Annotated in this window: 19 protein-coding genes; 6 read left to right on the forward strand and 13 right to left on the reverse strand. The window is 69.8% G+C overall.

The features are described from left to right. Positions 1–8: 8 nt before the first annotated feature. The gene (locus SLUN_RS10390; RefSeq protein ID WP_108148217.1) at positions 9–641 is read right to left on the reverse strand and encodes a sulfite oxidase-like oxidoreductase; all 633 of its coding nucleotides are present in this window, start codon (positions 639–641) and stop codon (positions 9–11) included. 155 nt (positions 642–796) lie between these two features. Between SLUN_RS10390 and bfr the strand changes: the two genes are divergently transcribed. Beyond that, positions 797–1276, forward strand: a complete 480-nt coding sequence (gene bfr / locus SLUN_RS10395; protein ID WP_108148218.1) for a bacterioferritin — start codon at positions 797–799, stop codon at positions 1274–1276. A 15-nt stretch (positions 1277–1291) separates the two neighbouring features. Here the strand turns inward: bfr and SLUN_RS10400 are convergent, their stop codons facing one another. Then, positions 1292–1552, reverse strand: a complete 261-nt coding sequence (locus tag SLUN_RS10400) for a (2Fe-2S)-binding protein (protein WP_108148219.1) — start codon at positions 1550–1552, stop codon at positions 1292–1294. Positions 1553–1701: 149 nt separating this feature from the next. Beyond that, positions 1702–3054 carry a class II 3-deoxy-7-phosphoheptulonate synthase gene (locus SLUN_RS10405; protein WP_108148220.1) on the reverse strand — a complete coding sequence of 451 codons (1353 nt, stop codon included), beginning with the start codon at positions 3052–3054 and terminating at the stop codon, positions 1702–1704. Positions 3055–3220: 166 nt separating this feature from the next. Here SLUN_RS10405 and SLUN_RS42310 point away from each other — a divergent pair, with 166 nt between their 5' ends. Both SLUN_RS42310 and SLUN_RS10415 read left to right on the forward strand, forming a co-directional pair. Continuing rightward, the gene (locus SLUN_RS42310; protein ID WP_108154648.1) at positions 3221–3277 is read left to right on the forward strand and encodes a trp operon leader peptide; all 57 of its coding nucleotides are present in this window, start codon (positions 3221–3223) and stop codon (positions 3275–3277) included. Positions 3278–3367: 90 nt separating this feature from the next. Next, positions 3368–5317 carry an anthranilate synthase family protein gene (locus tag SLUN_RS10415; protein WP_108148221.1) on the forward strand — a complete coding sequence of 650 codons (1950 nt, stop codon included), beginning with the start codon at positions 3368–3370 and terminating at the stop codon, positions 5315–5317. A 139-nt stretch (positions 5318–5456) separates the two neighbouring features. On the opposite strand, the gene SLUN_RS10420 is transcribed toward SLUN_RS10415, so the two are convergent. The 4 genes from SLUN_RS10420 to SLUN_RS10435 all read right to left on the reverse strand — a co-directional run bounded on the left by SLUN_RS10420 (position 5457) and on the right by SLUN_RS10435 (position 9304). Beyond that, positions 5457–6485, reverse strand: a complete 1029-nt coding sequence (locus SLUN_RS10420; protein WP_108148222.1) for a 6-phosphofructokinase — start codon at positions 6483–6485, stop codon at positions 5457–5459. 158 nt (positions 6486–6643) lie between these two features. Further along, positions 6644–7318, reverse strand: coding sequence for a response regulator (locus SLUN_RS10425; protein ID WP_175313166.1), 675 nt, complete (start codon positions 7316–7318; stop codon positions 6644–6646). Beyond that, positions 7315–8526: a MacS family sensor histidine kinase gene (gene macS / locus SLUN_RS10430; RefSeq protein ID WP_108148223.1), complete on the reverse strand. Its 1212-nt coding sequence runs from the start codon at positions 8524–8526 to the stop codon at positions 7315–7317. The genes SLUN_RS10425 and macS overlap by 4 nt, the downstream gene beginning before the upstream one ends. Before the next feature lie 28 nt (positions 8527–8554). Continuing rightward, complete coding sequence (locus tag SLUN_RS10435; RefSeq protein ID WP_108148224.1) at positions 8555–9304, reverse strand: lysophospholipid acyltransferase family protein; 750 nt, start codon at positions 9302–9304, stop codon at positions 8555–8557. Positions 9305–9469: 165 nt separating this feature from the next. On the opposite strand from SLUN_RS10435, the gene SLUN_RS10440 reads away from it, so the two are divergent. Then, positions 9470–10249, forward strand: a complete 780-nt coding sequence (locus tag SLUN_RS10440; protein WP_108148225.1) for an alpha/beta hydrolase — start codon at positions 9470–9472, stop codon at positions 10247–10249. Then, a complete protein-coding gene (locus tag SLUN_RS10445) occupies positions 10242–10814 on the forward strand; it encodes a hypothetical protein (protein ID WP_108148226.1) in 573 nt (190 codons plus the stop codon). The genes SLUN_RS10440 and SLUN_RS10445 overlap by 8 nt, the downstream gene beginning before the upstream one ends. 75 nt (positions 10815–10889) lie before the next feature. On the opposite strand, the gene SLUN_RS10450 is transcribed toward SLUN_RS10445, so the two are convergent. The 6 genes from SLUN_RS10450 to SLUN_RS10475 all read right to left on the reverse strand — a co-directional run bounded on the left by SLUN_RS10450 (position 10890) and on the right by SLUN_RS10475 (position 15835). Then, positions 10890–11642: an endonuclease/exonuclease/phosphatase family protein gene (locus tag SLUN_RS10450; RefSeq protein WP_108148227.1), complete on the reverse strand. Its 753-nt coding sequence runs from the start codon at positions 11640–11642 to the stop codon at positions 10890–10892. A 118-nt stretch (positions 11643–11760) separates the two neighbouring features. Beyond that, positions 11761–12702 (reverse strand): ROK family glucokinase, encoded by a 942-nt coding sequence (locus SLUN_RS10455; RefSeq protein ID WP_108148228.1) that lies wholly within the window; start codon positions 12700–12702, stop codon positions 11761–11763. Positions 12703–12768: 66 nt separating this feature from the next. After that, the gene (locus SLUN_RS10460; protein WP_108148229.1) at positions 12769–13233 is read right to left on the reverse strand and encodes a DUF5304 domain-containing protein; all 465 of its coding nucleotides are present in this window, start codon (positions 13231–13233) and stop codon (positions 12769–12771) included. An 83-nt stretch (positions 13234–13316) separates the two neighbouring features. After that, on the reverse strand, positions 13317–14513 hold the full coding sequence (locus SLUN_RS10465; protein ID WP_108148230.1) for an ArsA family ATPase: 1197 nt from the start codon (positions 14511–14513) through the stop codon (positions 13317–13319). Next, on the reverse strand, positions 14513–14962 hold the full coding sequence (locus SLUN_RS10470; RefSeq protein WP_108148231.1) for an SRPBCC family protein: 450 nt from the start codon (positions 14960–14962) through the stop codon (positions 14513–14515). The genes SLUN_RS10465 and SLUN_RS10470 overlap by 1 nt, the downstream gene beginning before the upstream one ends. Before the next feature lie 96 nt (positions 14963–15058). Continuing rightward, positions 15059–15835, reverse strand: coding sequence for a metallophosphoesterase family protein (locus SLUN_RS10475; protein WP_108154650.1), 777 nt, complete (start codon positions 15833–15835; stop codon positions 15059–15061). Between the two features lie 281 nt (positions 15836–16116). Here SLUN_RS10475 and SLUN_RS10480 point away from each other — a divergent pair, with 281 nt between their 5' ends. Beyond that, positions 16117–17913, forward strand: coding sequence for an AMP-dependent synthetase/ligase (locus tag SLUN_RS10480; protein WP_108148232.1), 1797 nt, complete (start codon positions 16117–16119; stop codon positions 17911–17913). The last annotated feature ends 67 nt before the right edge of the window (positions 17914–17980 follow it).

Genomic DNA, 17980 nt, shown 5'->3' on the forward strand with positions numbered 1-17980 from the left:
CTCGCGCCCTACAGCTCCGGGCCGTCCCCCGGCTCCTCCTGGTAGGAGTAGCGCTGCTCCCGCCAGGGGTCGCCGACGTTGTGATAGCCGCGCTCCTCCCAGAAGCCGCGGCGATCGGCGGTCATGTACTCAATACCCCGGACCCACTTGGGCCCCTTCCAGGCGTACAGATGCGGTACGACCAGCCGCAGCGGAAAGCCGTGCTCGGCGGTGAGCAGCTCACCGTCCTTGTGGGTCGCGAACATCGCGCACTCCGAGAGGAAGTCGGAGAGCCGCAGATTGGCGCTGTATCCGTACTCGGCCCAGACCATGACATGGGTGACGTTCGGCGCCGGCGGAGCGAAGTCCACCATCGTACGGGCGGACACACCGCCCCATTCGGCCCCCAGCATGCTGAACTTCGTCACGCAGTGCAGATCGGCGACGACGGTGGAGAAGGGCAGCGCCGAGAACTCCTCGTGGTTCCAGCAGCGTTTGTCGCCGTCCGCCGTGGCCCCGAAAACCCTGAACTCCCAGCGGTCCGGCTTGAACTTGGGTACGGGCCCGTAGTGAGTGACCGGCCAGCCACGCTGCAGTCGCTGCCCCGGCGGAAGCTCGGACTCCTCTGACGCGCGGTATTCCCGGCTCTCCGGCTGACCCATGCCTTCAATGGTGACAGACCGCGAGGGGTGGTCATGACCAGGTCTGGCCCGATTCGGGCAACTCCTACTAAGGAGGCACTTACTGGACGCCCCCCGGTCCCGGTGCGAGGATGCGCGCACCTGCCCCAGCCACACGCGCGGAAGGAGCCTCTGCGATGCAGGGCGACCCCGAGGTCATCGAGTTTCTCAATGAGCAGCTGACCGCCGAACTGACGGCGATCAACCAGTACTTTCTGCACGCCAAGATGCAGGAGAACTTCGGCTGGACCAAGCTCGCGAAGTACACGCGGGCGGAGTCGTTCGACGAGATGAAGCACGCGGAGGTACTGACCGACCGGATCCTCTTCCTCGACGGTCTGCCGAACTACCAGCGGCTCTTCCATGTGCGCGTGGGCCAGACGGTCACCGAGATGTTCCAGGCCGACCGGCAGGTCGAGGTGGAGGCGATCGACCGCCTCAAACGCGGCATCGAGGTCATGCGCGCCAAGGGCGACATCACGTCCGCCAACATCTTCGAGTCGATCCTCGAGGACGAGGAGCACCACATCGACTATCTCGACACCCAGCTGGAGCTGGTCGAGAAGCTCGGTGAAGCGCTCTACATCGCCCAGCTGATCGAGCAGCCGGACAGCTGAGGCCCACGCCTAGGCCTAGGCCGCTTCGCTGAGCTCGGGCTGCGAGCCGGGGTCGACGGCCAGTACGGCGGCGGATTCGCCCTGGTCGAGCAGCTCGCGCCGCGGGCAGGCGCCCCGGCCGAGAATCCCCTGAATCCGGCGCACACACGATCCGCAGTCGGTGCCCGCCTTGGAGACCGACGCTATCTGGCGGGGAGTGCAGGCGCCGGCATCCGCGTGTTCCTTGACCTGCTTCTCCGTGATGCCGAAGCATGAGCAGACGTACACGCGGTTCACCTCCCGGAGGGGATCGTTAGGCGGCGCCGTCCCCGTTAATCGGTGAGGCTAACCTAACCTTACCCGCCGGGCCCGCTGCGCAAAAGCCCCGGAAATGACGGTGGGGCGCGGATCACATCGATCCGCGCCCCACCGTCGTTGATCCGTCACTACTGGTCGCGGTACATCTCGGCGACCAGGAACGCCAGGTCCAGGGACTGGCTGCGGTTCAGCCGCGGGTCGCAGGCCGTCTCGTAGCGCTGGTGCAGATCGTCGACGAAGATCTCGTCGCCGCCGCCCACGCACTCGGTGACATCGTCACCGGTGAGCTCGACATGGATACCGCCCGGGTGCGTGCCGAGGCCCTTGTGGACCTCGAAGAAGCCCTTGACCTCGTCGAGCACATCGTCGAAGCGGCGGGTCTTGTGGCCGGAGGCGGCCTCGAAGGTGTTGCCGTGCATCGGGTCGGTCACCCACGCCACCGTGGCGCCGGAGGCCGTGACCTTCTCGACCAGCTCGGGGAGCTTGTCCCGGACCTTGTCGGCGCCCATACGGACGACGAAGGTCAGCCGGCCCGGCTCACGGTCCGGGTCGAGCCTGTCGATGTACTGCAGGGCATCGTCGACCGTGGTCGTCGGGCCGAGCTTCACACCGATCGGGTTGCGGATCCTCGCGGCGAACTCGATGTGCGCGCCGTCCAGCTGACGGGTGCGCTCACCGACCCAGACCATGTGGCCGGAGGTGTTGTACAGATTGCCCGTACGGGAGTCGGTGCGGGTCAGCGCGCCCTCGTAGTCGAGCAGCAGCGCCTCGTGGGAGGCGTAGAACTCGACCGTGCGGAACTCCGCGGGGTCGGTGCCGCACGCCTTCATGAAGTTCAGCGCGTTGTCGATCTCGCGGGCGAGCTGCTCGTAACGCTGGCCCGAAGGGGACGACTTCACGAAGTCCTGGTTCCAGGCGTGCACCTGGCGCAGGTCGGCGTAACCGCCGGTGGTGAAGGCGCGCACCAGATTGAGCGTCGCCGAGGAGGCGTTGTACATCCGCTTGAGGCGCTCGGGGTCCGGGATACGGGCCGCCTCGGTGAAGTCGAAGCCGTTGACGGAGTCGCCCCGGTAGGTCGGGAGCGTCACGCCGTCGCGGGTCTCGGTCGGCTTGGAGCGCGGCTTGGAGTACTGGCCCGCGATCCGGCCGACCTTCACCACCGGGACGGACGCGGCGTAGGTGAGCACCGCGCCCATCTGGAGGAGGGTCTTGAGCTTGTTGCGGATCTGGTCGGCGGAGACCGCGTCGAAGGCCTCGGCGCAGTCGCCGCCCTGCAGCAGGAACGCCTCGCCCTTGGCGACGGCTCCCAGCCGGGCGCGCAGCTGGTCGCACTCGCCCGCGAAGACGAGCGGCGGATACGACTCGAGGTCCGCGATCACATCGCGCAGAGCCTCGGCATCCGGGTACTCGGGCTGCTGCGCCGCGGGCAGGTCTCGCCAGGTGTTGCCACCGGCACTGGTGGTCTTAGCGTTCACGGTCACGCAGCCAACACTACGGTGTCGGGTGGGCGGTCCATCCAGCTGCTCACCAAATGAGACGCAGTCCATCATTCCGACCTGATCGGCAGCGGCTGGAACATCTACGACCTGCTCGTCCGGGTCACCCTCCGCCCGCGGCGCCGCGGGCGGATGCGTTAGGGTCGGCGCCATGCTCGCGCACTCGATCCAGAACTGGTGGTGGACCGCTCATCCGGCGGCCCGCTGACTGCGCGTACACAGCTCGCGAAGGCCGCCCCGAGGGGCGGCCTTTTCCGTTGCCACGGGCCGTTCCTCCCACCCGGAAGGAACCCACCTGATGCCCATCAGCCGATTGCTGGACGACGACTGCCCGCCCTTCGCCCTGCTGCGCAGGCGCACCCCCGGCCATGACCACGACACCGTCGAGGTGCTGATCGGCGCGGTGCACGAGGCCGCCACGCTCGCCGACATCCCTGCGGGCGACCGGCCCTCGCTGGCTCTGATCCCGTTCCGCCAGATCAGGGAGCGGGGCTTCGATGTACGCGACGACGGCACGCCGCTGAGCGTGCTGGTCGCCGACGAGTCGTACGAACTGCCGCTCGCCGAGGCCCTGGAGAGACTGCCCGCGCACGACGTACGGGTCGAGGGCGGAGCCTTCGACGTCGACGACGAGGAGTACGCGGGCATCGTCCGGCGGGTCATCGAGGACGAGATCGGCCAGGGCGAGGGCGCGAACTTCGTCATCCGCCGCACCTGCACCGGCCGGATCCCCGGCTTCGGCAAGGCCGATGCCCTGGCCCTCTTCCGGCGGCTGCTGGCCGGCGAGCGAGGTGCGTACTGGACCTTCGTCGTGCACACAGGCGAGCGCACCCTCGTCGGCGCCTCCCCCGAGGTCCATGTCCGGATGAGCGGGGGCACCGTCGTGATGAACCCGATCAGCGGCACCTACCGCTATCCGCCCGAGGGACCGGCCCCCGAGACACTGCTCGGCTTCCTGGACGACCGCAAGGAGCGTGAGGAGCTCTCCATGGTCGTCGACGAGGAGCTGAAGATGATGTGCACCGTCGGCGACATGGGCGGTGTCGTCATCGGGCCCCGGCTCAAGGAGATGGCTCATCTCGCGCACACCGAGTACGAGTTGCGGGGGCGCTCGTCCCTCGATGTACGGGAGGTGCTGAGGGAGACCATGTTCGCGGCGACCGTCACCGGATCGCCCGTACAGAACGCCTGCCGGGTCATCGAGCGCCATGAGGTGGGCGGGCGCGGCTACTACGCGGGTGCGCTGGCCCTGATCGGTAAGGACGCGGGCGGCGCGCAGACCCTCGACTCGCCGATTCTGATCCGTACGGCCGACATCGACGCCGACGGATCGCTGCGCGTGCCGGTCGGGGCGACCCTGGTCCGGCACTCCGACCCGGCGGGCGAAGTCGCCGAGACGCACGCCAAGGCGGCTGGCGTGCTGGCCGCGCTGGGGGTACGCCCCGGACGGCCGCGGGAGCACGCCGAACGTCCGAAGCTCGCCGACGACCCGCGGGTGCGCGCCGCCCTCGACGCCCGCCGCGCCGACCTCGCGCCCTTCTGGCTGCGGATGCAGGAGCGGTCCGCGCAACTAGGCCCTGGTCGGGCGATCTTCGAGGGTGCCGTAGCCGGCGTCGAGGGCCCGACAAGATCGCCCGGACAGGACCTGAGAGGCCACGCCCTGGTCGTCGACGGCGAGGACACCTTCACCTCGATGCTGGCGCATCTGCTGCGCTCGTCGGGCCTGGAGGTGACGGTACGGCGGTTCGACGAGCCAGGCCTGCGCGAGACCGTGCGCACCCACGAGGGTCCGGTGGTGCTGGGGCCGGGACCGGGCGATCCGGCGGATGCCACCGACCCGAAGATGCACTTCCTGCGCGCGCTCGCCGCCGATCTGCTGCGGGATCACCGCCACGGCCTGCTGGGCGTGTGCCTCGGCCATGAGCTGATGGCGGCCGAGCTGGGCCTGGAGATCGTACGGAAGGACGCGCCGCACCAGGGGGCGCAGGAGCGGATCGACTTCTTCGGGCGGGAGGAGACGGTGGGCTTCTACAACAGCTTCACCGCGCGCTGCGACGACGCGGCCGTAGCGGAGCTGGAGGCGCACGGGGTCGAGGTGGCCCGCGATCCCCTCTCTGCGGAGGTGCACGCGATGCGCGGGCCGGGTTTCGCGGGCATCCAGTTCCACGCGGAATCGGTACTGACGATGCGGGGTCCGGAGGTGATCCACGACCTCCTGGCTGCGGCGACGCGGGTGGGCCGGGCCTGATCCTTTCCCCGCCCCTTCCCGCTGTATCGATGTGCGGCTCCGCCGCGTGGGGGGCAAGCCCCCGGACCCCGTACGGCCTCCGGCCGTGTCCTCAATCGCCGGACGGGCTCAATAAGCCCTCCGGCGATTGAGGAGCGGGTCAGCCGAAGAAGACCCCGACCTCCTCGTACAGCTTCGGGTCGACCGTCTTGAGCTTCGCCGTCGCCTCGGCGATCGGGACGCGCACGATGTCCGTGCCCTGGAGCGCGACCATCTTGCCGAAGTCCCCGTCCCGCACCGCGTCGATCGCGTGCAGCCCGAAGCGGGTGGCCAGCCAGCGGTCGAAGGCGCTCGGGGTGCCGCCGCGCTGGACATGGCCGAGGACGGTGGTGCGCGCCTCCTTGCCCGTACGCCTCTCGATCTCCTTGGCCAGCCACTCGCCGACTCCGGAGAGCCGGACATGGCCGAAGGAGTCGAGCGTGCCGTCCTTGAGCACCGCATCGCCGTCCTTGGGCATGGCGCCTTCGGCGACCACGACGATCGGGGCGTAACTGGCCTTGAAACGCGAGGTCACCCAGGCGCAGACCTGGTCGACGTCGAAGCGCTGCTCGGGGATGAGGATGACGTTGGCGCCGCCGGCCAGCCCGGAGTGGAGGGCGATCCAGCCCGCGTGCCGCCCCATCACCTCGACGACCAGGACGCGCATATGAGACTCGGCGGTGGTGTGCAGCCGGTCGATCGCCTCGGTCGCGATGCCGACCGCGGTGTTGAAGCCGAAGGTGTAGTCGGTGGCCGACAGGTCGTTGTCGATGGTCTTGGGCACGCCGACGCAGTTGATGCCGTACTCGTCGTGGAGCCGCGCGGCGACGCCGAGGGTGTCCTCGCCGCCGATCGCGATCAGCGCGTCCACCTCGTCCTTGGCGAGGGTGTCCTTGATCCGGCGGATGCCGTTCTCCGCCTTGAGGGGGTTGGTGCGCGAAGAGCCGAGGATGGTGCCGCCGCGGGGCAGAATCCCGCGTACGGCCGGAATGTCGAGCGGAATCGTGTCGCCTTCGAGGGGTCCGCGCCAGCCGTCGCGATAGCCGATGAATTCGTACGCGTACTCCTGAACGCCCTTGCGGACGACGGCACGGATGACCGCATTGAGCCCGGGGCAGTCGCCGCCCCCGGTCAGTACTCCGACGCGCATGGAAACTTCCCTTCGCCTGGTGAGCCCTTATGACCGCCACGCTAATGGTGATCCAGGTCACTCAGGGATGGGGGGAAAGGTCAATTCCTGTGCGTCATACGGCGGTTGACGGGCCCCCGGAGGTCGGTCATTCACCCGTACGAGTCAAGGGCAGAGGGTTACGCGTCGTCGAGGCCGCGCTCTATCGCGTACCGCACGAGCTCCACGCGGTTGTGCAACTGGAGCTTGCCGAGGGTGTTCTGGACGTGGTTCTGGACGGTGCGGTGCGAGATGACCAGCCGCTCGGCGACCTGTTTGTACGAGAGCCCCTTGGCCACCAGCCGCAGGACCTCGGTCTCCCGCTCGGTCAGCTCCGGGGCCTTCGACTCGCCGGCGCCGGTCCCGGGGACGGGCTCCGAGGCGAGCCGACGGTACTCACCGAGCACCAGACCGGCCAGGCCCGGGGTGAAGACGGGGTCGCCGACGGCAGTGCGCCGCACGGCATCGGTCAGCTCCTCCGTACTGGCCGACTTGAGCAGATAGCCGGTGGCGCCGGACTTCACCGCCTCCAGTACGTCGGCGTGCTCGCCGCTCGCGGAGAGGACCAGGACCCGCAGGGTGGGGTGGGAGCCGACGAGCTCCTTGCACACCTGGACGCCGGGCATCCCGGGCAGGTTGAGGTCGAGGACGAGGACGTCGGGCATCACGGCCCTGGCGCGGCGGACCGCCTGCGGCCCGTCGCCCGCCGTGGCCACCACGTCGAACCCGGCCGCGGCCAGATCGCGGGCGACCGCGTCCCGCCACATCGGGTGGTCGTCGACGACCATCACCTTGATCGTCTGCTGGTCCGTCATTTTCCTGCCTTCACCCGTGGAACCTTCAGTTCAACTTCTGTGCCTTGGCCCGGCACCGAGATCAGCTCGGCCGTGCCGCCCAGATCCCGCAGCCGCCCGCGGATCGAGAGGGCGACACCGAGCCGCCCCTCGCCCTCGGCCTGCGCGAGCCTGCCCTCCGGGATGCCCGGGCCGTCGTCCCGTACCGTCACGATCACCTCGTCCGGCCAGTCCTCGACCAGGATCCAGGCCTGGGCGTCATCCCCCGCGTGTCTGCGGACATTGTCCAGGGCGGCACTGACAGCGGCCGCGAGTTCGGCCGCCGCGGCGGCCTGGAGCAGCACCGGGGCGCCCGGCTCCGAGAGGGTCACCTTCGACCCGGCGTGCCGGGCGAGCAGCGAGCGCAGATCGTGCGGGCCGGGACCGTCCGACGGGTCGTCGTCGACATCCACGGTCCGGACCACGGCGCCGAGCGACACGTCCTCGGACGCGCGCGTGGTGGGCACCAGACCGCTGGAGACCAGGGTGCGCAGGGCGACCTCCTGCTCCCCCGCCATCCGGCCGAGCTCGGCGGCCTCGCCGCCCAGGGCGCTGCCGCGCCTCTGCACCATCGCCAGCACCTGGAGCACGCTGTCGTGGATGTCGCGGGCCAGCCGTTCCCGCTCACGGGTCGCCGCCTCGATCTCCAGGGCGCGGGCGAGGGTGAGTTCGGAGGCGCGGGCGACCTCGACGACGTATCCGATGGCGATGGAGGCGACCCAGACCAGCAGGACGTTGTGGAACGTGTCCCGGCTGGGTGAGCCGCGCTCGATGATGTTGGCGACGGCGACGAAGGAGGACGCGAAGCCCGCCCAGCGCCAGCCGCCCTTGATGGCGAAGGCGAGGACGGATCCGGCGGTCCATATCGTGGGCAGGGTGGGGCCGTCGACCGTCTGAGCGTGGAAGTCGGCGAGCGGGGTGAGCATGATGCCGGTCAGCGCGATGGTGAGGTCGACGACCAGGAAGCGTTTGGTGCAGCGGGTGGCGTTGGCCACCTTGGGGAGCGTGACGATCGTCCAGACGGCCATCACCGCGAGGAAGACGACCGCCACCCAGGGACGCTCGAACTTGCTGCGGGTGAAGACGAAGAGGAGCACCGCGTAGATCATGGTGAGTACGCGGTAGGCGGCGAGCGCACGCCACAGCGGCAGCTCGACCGACATCCGCACGACACGCTCGCGCTTGGCCATTTCCCCCACCCCAGAACGGACGACGCGACTAGGCGGCCGGCCGTTCCGCCTTCTCTGCCGCTGCCTTCGCCTTCTCCGCGGCCTTCTCCGCGGCCTTCTCGGCCTTCTCCGCATCCGCGATCCGCCGCTTGGCGGCGGTCGCGTAGATGTCGACGTACTCCTGGCCGGAAAGCTTCATGATCTCGTACATGACCTCGTCGGTCACCGAGCGCAGGATGAAGCGGTCGCCCGCCATGCCGTGGTAGCGGCTGAAGTCGAGCGGCTTGCCGATCCTGATCCCCGGGCGCATCAGCTTGGGGACCACCTTGCCGGGCGGCTGGATCTTCTCGGTGTCGATCATGGCGACCGGGATGACGGGAGCGCCGCTGGCAAGCGCCACGCGCGCGAGGCCGCCGGGCTTGCCCCGGTAGAGGCGGCCGTCGGGGGAGCGGGTGCCCTCGGGGTAGATCCCGAAGAGACCGCCGCCGTCGAGGACGTCTATGCCGGCCTTGATCGCCGCCTCACCCGCGCCACGGGCACCCGAACGGTCCACCGGGAGCTGTCCGACGCCCTTGAAGAAGGCCGCGGTGAGCTTGCCCTTCACACCGGGCGAGGTGAAGTACTCCGCCTTGGCGATGAAAGTGACCCTGCGGTCGAGGACCGCGGGCAGGAAGAACGAGTCCGAGAAGGACAGGTGATTGCTCGCGAGGATCGCCGGTCCCTCGGCGGGAATGTTCTCGAGGCCCTCCACCCAGGGCCTGAAGGCAAGCTTCAACGAGCCCCCGATGGAGAACTTCATTGCGCCGTAGATCAACTCGAATGCCTCCTGTGTGCTGTCGAACAGACCTTAACCCGTGGTGGGCTCCGGATCCCCGCCCTGGGGCGCTTACGGACCTGGTCGGTGTCGGTCCGGTCGCGTACGGTGAATACACCTTTCGAGCGTCATACAGAACAGGAGACCCCGGTGCCGGTCCTCCCTGGAGCCGAGCCGTACCGCCACGAAGGCGGAGAGGTCGGCGTCCTTCTCTGTCACGGATTCACCGGTTCCCCGCAGTCGCTGCGCCCTTGGGCCGAGTATCTGGCGGAGCGCGGTCTCACGGTGTCGCTGCCGCTGCTGCCCGGACACGGCACGCGCTGGCAGGACATGCAGCTCACCGGCTGGCAGGACTGGTACGCGGAGGTGGACCGCGAGCTGCGGGTGCTGCGGGAGCGGTGCAGCCAGATCTTCGTCTTCGGGCTCTCGATGGGCGGGGCGCTCACCCTGCGGCTCGCCGCCAAGCACGGGGACGCGATCAGCGGAATCGTCGTGGTCAACCCGGCGAACAAGGTGCACGGCCTCTCCGCGTACGCCCTGCCGGTCGCCCGCCACTTCGTGCGGACGACCAAGGGTCTGACGAGCGACATCGCCAAGGAGGGCTCGGAGGAGGTCGGGTACGAGCGGGTCCCGCTGCACTCCGCGCACTCCCTGCGGAAATTCTTCCGGCTGGTCGACGGCGAGCTTCCGCAGGTCACCCAGCCGATGGTGCTGCTGCACAGCCCGCAGGACCATGTGGTGCCGCCCGCCGACTCGGCGCGGATCCTCAGCCGGGTCTCCTCCACGGATGTTTCCGAGATCCTGCTGGAACAGAGCTACCACGTGGCGACGTTGGACCACGATGCGGAGCGGATTTTCGAGGAGAGTTACGCGTTCATCGGCCGGCTCGCTCCGAGTGTCGGGAAGAAGGGGAGCACGACCGGTGGCTGAGCAGCACGATGCGGACCGCGAGCCGCAGCCGATCGACGAGGAGGCCGCGTGGGCGGCCATCGTCGCGGGGTACGGCGACGAGCCGAAGGACCCACCGGGAGCCAAGCCGTTCAAGTCGGTGGAGGATCTCGCCGTGCTCGAGGGCGGGATGAACGAAACTCCGAAGGACAAGGCGCCCGGGGTGGAGCCCGAGCCCGACCCCGATGCGGACAGGCCCGCGCTGGGCAGCTCCATCACCTTCGCGCCCGGGGTCGGCGGCCCGCGCGACTACGAGGTACCCGAGCCGAAGGACGACGACCTCGACGAGAGCGACGAGGGCCACTTCGTACCGCCGGAGCCGCCGCCGCTGCCGGACGCGGATGTCACGGCCAGGTTCGCCTGGCTCGCGGTCGTCGGCGGTCCGGTGCTGATGCTGATCGCGGTGCTGTTGCAGTGGGACATGACGTGGTGGCTGACGACGCTGTGCGTCGGCGGCTTCCTGGGGGGCTTCGTGACCCTGGTGGCCCGGATGTCGCACGGCGACGACGACGAGGACGACGACCCGGGCCGCGGCGCGGTGGTGTGAGCACGGCGGTGTGAGCACGGCGGTCCAGGCACGGTGGTCCAGGCACGGTGGTCCAGGCGCGCGATCGCGCTTGGTTCAGCTCGCGGGGACGCGCAGCGCTGCCAGCACCGGAAGGTGGTCCGTCGCCGCGCGCACGTCGGACCGGGTGATGCCCGGGAGGTCCAGCGGCACGCCGCAGCCCAGCACTTCGACGCCCTTCGTCGCGAAGATCGCGTCGATCCTCTGGTGCGGGTCGTCGGGTGTCGAGGTGTACTCACCGCCCCACGGCGCGACCGCCCAGCAGTCCTGGAGCTGTTCCGACAGCCGGCGGAAGCTGCGCCCGGTGGGCCGGTCATTGAGGTCGCCGGCCGTGATCGCGTACGGCACGTCCATCGCGGCCAGCCTCTCCAGCAGCATCCCGGCCTGTGCGTAGCGCTCGTTGGACTGCAGGCTCAGATGGCAGCTGAGCAGCCCGATCCGGGCGCCCCCGATCCGTACGACCGCCGTCGCGAAGCCCCGCCGGTGCAGGCCGGGGGTGCGCGGCAGCAGCACATCCTCCGTACGCTCCACGGTCGCGCGCAGCGAACAGAGCAGCAGCGGCCCGGTCGCGGTCGCGCCCCCGGTCAGCACGACGAGCTCACTCTTGGCCGCGAGCCGGGCGGCGTGTTTGCGCCAGCGGAAGAAGCGCGGGGCCTCCTGGACGAAGACCAGGTCGGGCTCGCAGGCGCGGATGACCCGGGCCAGCGCGTCCTCGTCGTCGCGCATGGAGCGGATGTTGTAGCTGAGCACCCGGACCACAGCCGAACCGTCCGGCTCGGTGCGAGAGTTGGGGAGTGCGGTGATCACCATGCGCAGCAAGATACGCCGGGCGCGGGTCTTTCCGGGGCTCCGCCCCGGACCCCGGTCCTCAATAGCCGGACGGGCTGAATAGCCCGCCCGGCTATTGAGGACAGAACACAGAGGGAAGCTAGCCCTGGCGCGCCAGGTCCGCCGCGCCCACCAGGCCCGCCTTGCCGCCCAGCTGTGCCGCGAGCACCTGCGCGTGCGGCCGCCACTGGCCACCGATCAGCCAGCGGCGGAAGGAGTTCCGGATCGGGTCCAGGACCAGCTCGCCCTCGTCCGAGACGCCGCCGCCCACGATGAACGCCGACGGGTCGAAGAGCGACGCCAGGTCGGCCAGGCCCGCGCCCGCCCAACGCGCGAGCTCGCGGAAGGAGTCGACCGCGACCGGGTCGCCCTGCCGGGCGGCCTCGCTGATGTGCTTGCCCTCGATGCCCTCGACCGTGCCGTCGCCGAGGCCGAGAAGGATCTGCGCGTTCTCCGGGGTGGCGTTGGCGCGCTGCTTCGCGTACCGGACGAGGGCGCGCCCGGAGGCGTACTGCTCCCAGCAGCCCTGGCTGCCGCAACCGCACAGCAGACCGTCCGGGACCACCCGGATGTGGCCGAACTCCGCGGCCACACCGAAGCGTCCGCGGCGCAGCTTGTTCCCGATGATGATGCCGCCGCCGAGCCCGGTGCCGAGCGTGATGCAGATGACGTCCTCGTGGCCCTGGCCTGCGCCGAAGCGGTACTCGCCCCAGGCCGCCGCGTTGGCGTCGTTCTCCACGACGACCGGCATCCCGACGCGCTGCTCGACCTTGTCCTTCAGCGGCTCGTGGCGCCAGTCGATGTTCGGAGCGAACAGCACGGTGGCGCGCTTGTCGTCGACGTATCCGGCGGCGCCGATGCCGACGGCCTCGATGTCGTGCCCCTCGCCGGCCCCGGCGACGGCTGCGCAGATCGCGTCGACGATGGCCTCGGGGGTCGACGGGGTCGGCACCTTGTACGTCTCGAGAATGGTGCCCTCTTCGTCGACCACGCCCGCCGCGATCTTCGTGCCGCCGATGTCGACGCCGATGGTGAGTCCCATGTGTCCCTCAGTATTCGGTCGAGCCCCGCTACGGCCAACGGTACCCGAGGGCGGGCACGGGTCCTGTCAGTCCAGGTCGATGTGCTCGCTCGCCCCGGGGCCCTCGTCACGGGGGTCCGTGGCGTCCTTGAACCCGTCCCTGGGCTCGTTGCCCGAGTCGGTCGGACCCTGGGTCCAGCGTCGCTCGTGCCCCTCGACCGCGGATCGATAGGCGGCGAGCAGCTCGCTGCCGGCCGCCGCGAGGTGGTCGAAGATCTGCGGGTTGCGCTCGATGACCGGCTCGACGGCGGACTTCGCCTGGTTGACGAGCTGCGATACGGCGCTCTGCGCGGCCATGCCGGGCAGCGAGGTCTGGAACGAGGAGACCTTGTCGGCGACCGCGTCGAGCAGCTTGCGCAGCTCCTCGCCGGCGGAGCCGGGCTCCGGCCCGTACTGGGTACGGCGGCGGGCCTTCTCCGCCTCAAGATCCTCGGCGCACGCCTTCGCCCAGGCATCGGCGTCGACGGTGGGACGCTCGGTGGCATCGCTCATGGCGTACTCCTGCGGAAGGACGTGAAAGGACCGCGGTTCTGCGGGCTCGTACGCTCGACGTTACCCGAATGGAGGCAGGACGTTCAGCCTGTGCGCGGCCACAGCCCGGGGTCCGGTGTGAAGCGGACACTGAGTACGCCGTCCGTGAGGCCCGCGCCCGATACCGTGCAGCGGCGCAGCGCCGACGGCAGGGGAACGATCCTGCGGAACGGGCCGACGGTGAGCAGCAGTTCAGCTCCGCGGCGTACGAGACCGAGATCCTCCTTGACGGCGCCGGGCAGGCTCAGTCGCCACAGAAGGACACCGTCCTCGGCGCGCCGGTCCTCGACCTGCTGCCAGATGTCGTCGGCCCGCTCCTCGCGCTGCCGGCCGGTCTCACAGCCGGGCCCGGTATCGAGGAGCGCGAGGTCGGCGAGGCCGCGGGGGTCCCTGCCGAGATGGCGCACCTCGCAGAGGGAGGTCCCGGGGGCCCACTGCCCGTACCACTCGGCCAGGCACTTCTCCTGCTGTGCGGAGAGGGTGGCGAGCCAGGTGTCCGCCGATGCGGGCGGCAGCATCCGGTTCGCGAGAAGGGCGTCGACGCGCAGTCCGTGCAGCGCGAACCCGGTGCGTGCGGTGCGCAGGGCGTCGGCGGCCGCGGGTCCGGGCTCGGCGACCACCCGCAGGGTCGTGGTGCCGGCTTCGATCAGCGCCTGGACGGCTGCCAGTTCCGCCTCCCAGCGGCCGGCGGTCTCGTACAGCCACTGCGCGGGCATCGGTACGCCCGCGAGCTGGGCGAGCATCGGACGCAGCGCGCGGGCGGCCTGGCGCTCGGGCGGCAGCAGCCGGCGCAGATAGCGGCGCAGTTGCTCGGGCAGCGCGAGCAGGGCGATGGTCTCGCGCAGGGGCGGCATGTCGACGACGACCACGTCCCAGCCGCCGTCCGCGGCAGTCCTCAGCGCACGCAGCAGGGCGAACTGTTCGCTGCCCGGGAGCTCGGTCAGCTCCTCGTCCTCCAGCCGTTCCGCGCCGAGCAGATCGAGTGCGGTGGCGCTGCGCTCCTGGAGCGAGAGGAGCTCCGCGCGGAAGTCGGCGGCGGAGTCGATGCGGGCCGCCCACAGCCCGGCCGTCACCTCGGCGGGTGCGCCGGGCAGGCCGGTGACAGGGGTGGCGAGGACGTCGGCGGGCTCGGCGGAGAGGAAGAGGGCGCGCTTGCCGCGCCTCGCTGCGGCGAGTGCGGTGGCCGCCGCGACGGTGGTACGGCCCGCGCCGCCCAGGCCGGTGACGAGGACCGTACGCATCAGGCCGCGGGACCGCTCTCGACGCGCTTCTTCAGACCGGCCAGAGCGCGGTCGATGATGACCTTCTCGGCCTTGCGCTTGATCATGCCGAGCATGGGGATCTTGACGTCGACGGTCAGCTGGTAGGTGACCTCCGTGCGGTCACCGCCGCCGACCGCGGCGAGCGTGTACGAGCCGTCGATGGCGCGCAGCATCTGGGACTTCACCAGCGTCCAGCTGACCTCATTGTCGCCGTTCCAGGTGTACGCCAGGGTGTGGTCGTCCTTGATCGCGCCGGCGTCGAGCACCAGCCGGACCTGCTCGGCGCGGCCCTTGGCGTCGGTGGCGAGCACCTCGGCCTCCTTCACCTCGCCGGTCCACTCCGGGTAGCGCGTGAAGTCGGAGATCACGCCCATGACGTCGGCCGGCGCCGCCTCGATCGTGATGCTCGAGCTGGTGTGTTCCGCCATCGCTGCGGCTCCTCACAGTGCGGTACGGACCGGGGGTGGTGTGGTGTGGTGTGCAGGCTATCGCGAGCTGACAGGTCACCATCCCGGGGTCCGGTCTCACCACTCCAGGGACCAGGGCCGCCCGGTCGAGGCGAAATGCCCGACGTTCACGCACTCCGTCGCGCCGACCCGCATCCGGCGGGCGAGCGGCTGGTGGACGTGGCCGAAGAGCGCGTACCGGGGCCGGGTACGGCGGATCGCGTCCAGGAGTGCGCGGCTGCCGCGCTCGAAGCGGCGCGCGACGGTGTCGTAGGTCAGTTCGGGCACCTCGGGCGGGATGTGCGAGCAGAGCACATCGACGTCCCCGAGTGCTTCGACCTTCGCCGCGTACTCCTCGTCGGAGATCTCGTACGGGGTACTCATCGGGGTACGCAGTCCGCCGCCGACGAAGCCGAAGACGCGGCCGCCGATCTCGACGCGTTCGCCGTCCAGGACGGTGGTGCCCGGGCGGGCGTACTCGGGCCAGAGGGTCGGCATGTCGACATTGCCGTAGGTGGCGTACGTCGGGGTGGGGAAGACCGCGAACATCTCGGCGTACTGACGTCTTACGGCCGACTCGATGGCGCTCTCCCGGTCCGCCTGGAGCCCGGCCCAGAGGCTGCGCCCCAGCTCGCGGGCCTCGTCGAAGCGGCGGGCGGTGCGCAGTTCCACGATCAGATGGGCGTTCTCGACGCCGAAGAGGTCGGGGAAGATGCCGCGCGAGTGGTCGGCGTAATCGAGGAAGAGCACGAGGTCACCGAGACAGACGAGCGCGTCGGCACCGTCGCCCGCGGTAGCGAGATCCTTGGAGTTGCCGTGCACGTCACTGACCACATTGACTCGGATACCTCGCATGGCGATCACCCTAGGACGCTTGCGTTGCGGCTGGGTAGAGGGGGGCGGACCAGCCGTTCTTCCGAGTCGTGACAGGCGTGGACTACTCTGCGCGAAGCACTGCCATACACGTGTGACGCAGCGAACATCTGGCCGGAACCCCCTATCGGGAACCGAGTACTGGTGGGTAACGTCCGGGCAGTCCAGTCGTGCTCACCCCACTGAGCACCTGCCCGATCTTGGACCGCAGCCGGTGCATCACACAGAGCCGTGGCGCCGGCGCCCGATGAGGAGCAGCAGTCTTGCGCGAGTTCAGCCTTCCGGCCCTGTACGAGGTCCCTTCGGACGGCAACCTGACGGATCTCATCCGCCGCAATGCCGCTCAGCATCCCGATGTCGCAGTGATGGGCAGAAAGGTGGCAGGCGTCTGGACGGACGTCACCGCCACCCAGTTCCTCGCCGAGGTACGGGCTGCTGCGAAGGGGCTGATCGCCGCCGGCGTACGGCCCGGCGACCGGGTCGCCCTGATGTCCCGCACCCGCTACGAGTGGGTGCAGCTCGACTTCGCCATCTGGAGCGCGGGCGCGGTCACCGTCCCCGTGTACGAGACCAGCTCGGCCGAACAGGTCCAGTGGATCCTCGGTGACTCGGGCGCGGTCGCGGTGGTCGTCGAAGGCGAGGCGCATGCCGCCGCCGTCGAGTCGGTACGCGACAGACTGCCCAGCCTGCGCCACATCTGGCAGATCGAGCAGGGGGCGGTCGAGCAACTGACCGCGGCCGGCGCCGACGTCACCGACGAGACGGTCGAGGAGCGCGGCGCGAGCGCCAAGGCGGACGACGCCGCGACGATCGTCTACACCTCGGGCACGACCGGCCGCCCCAAGGGCTGTGTGCTCACCCACCGCAGCTTCTTCGCGGAGTGCGGCAACCTCGTCGAGCGCCTCAAACCCCTGTTCCGTACGGGCGACAGCTCCGTGCTGCTGTTCCTCCCCGCCGCGCACGTCTTCGGCCGCATGGTCGAGATCGCGGCCGTGATGGCACCGATCAAGCTCGGCTGCGTACCGGACATCAAGAACCTCACCGATGAGCTCGCCTCCTTCCGGCCGACTCTGATCCTCGGTGTGCCGCGCGTCTTCGAGAAGGTCTACAACTCGGCCCGCGCGAAGGCCCAGGCGGACGGCAAGGGCAAGATCTTCGACAAGGCCGCGCAGACGGCGATCGCCTACAGCCGTGCGCTGGGCACCCCCGAGGGCCCGTCGATCGGGCTCAAGTTCAAGCACAAGGTGTTCGACCGGCTCGTCTTCAGCAAGCTGCGTGCGGTGCTGGGCGGCCGCGGTGAGTACGCGGTGTCCGGCGGCGCTCCCCTGGGCGAGCGCCTCGGGCACTTCTTCCGCGGTATCGGCTTCACGGTGCTCGAGGGCTACGGCCTCACCGAGTCGTGTGCGGCGACCGCGTTCAACCCCTGGAACCGGCAGAAGATCGGCACGGTCGGTCAGCCGCTGCCGGGCTCGGTGGTACGGATCGCGGACGACGGCGAGGTGCTGCTGCACGGCGAGCACCTGTTCCAGGGGTACTGGAACAACGAGGCGGCGACGGCGGAGGCGCTGGCCGACGGCTGGTTCCACACCGGCGACATCGGCACCCTCGACGAGGACGGCTACCTCGCCATCACCGGGCGCAAGAAGGAGATCATCGTCACCGCCGGCGGCAAGAACGTCGCTCCCGCGGTGATCGAGGACCGCATCCGCGCGCACGCGCTGGTCGCGGAGTGCATGGTGGTCGGCGACGGACGCCCGTTCGTGGGCGCGCTGGTCACCATCGACGAGGAGTTCCTGGGCCGTTGGGCCTCGGACCACGGCAAGCCGGCCGGTTCGACAGCTGCTTCCCTGCGCGACGACGTTGATCTGCTGGCGGAGGTCCAGCAGGCGGTGGACGACGGCAATGCGGCCGTCTCCAAGGCGGAGTCGGTACGGAAGTTCCGTATTCTGAGCTCCCAGTTCACCGAAGAGGCGGGACACATCACCCCCTCGCTGAAGCTGAAGCGCAATGTGGTGGCGAAGGACTTCGCCGACGAGGTCGAGGCGATCTACCGAGGCTGACCGCCGCCGCTGTTCGGCTCCCGGGTCCTCGGCGGGGATCCGGGAGCCCCGGACAGCCCTTGGCGTG

Origin of the sequence: Streptomyces lunaelactis (genome assembly GCF_003054555.1) — a bacterium.
GTDB classification, from domain to species: Bacteria; Actinomycetota; Actinomycetes; order Streptomycetales; family Streptomycetaceae; genus Streptomyces; species Streptomyces lunaelactis.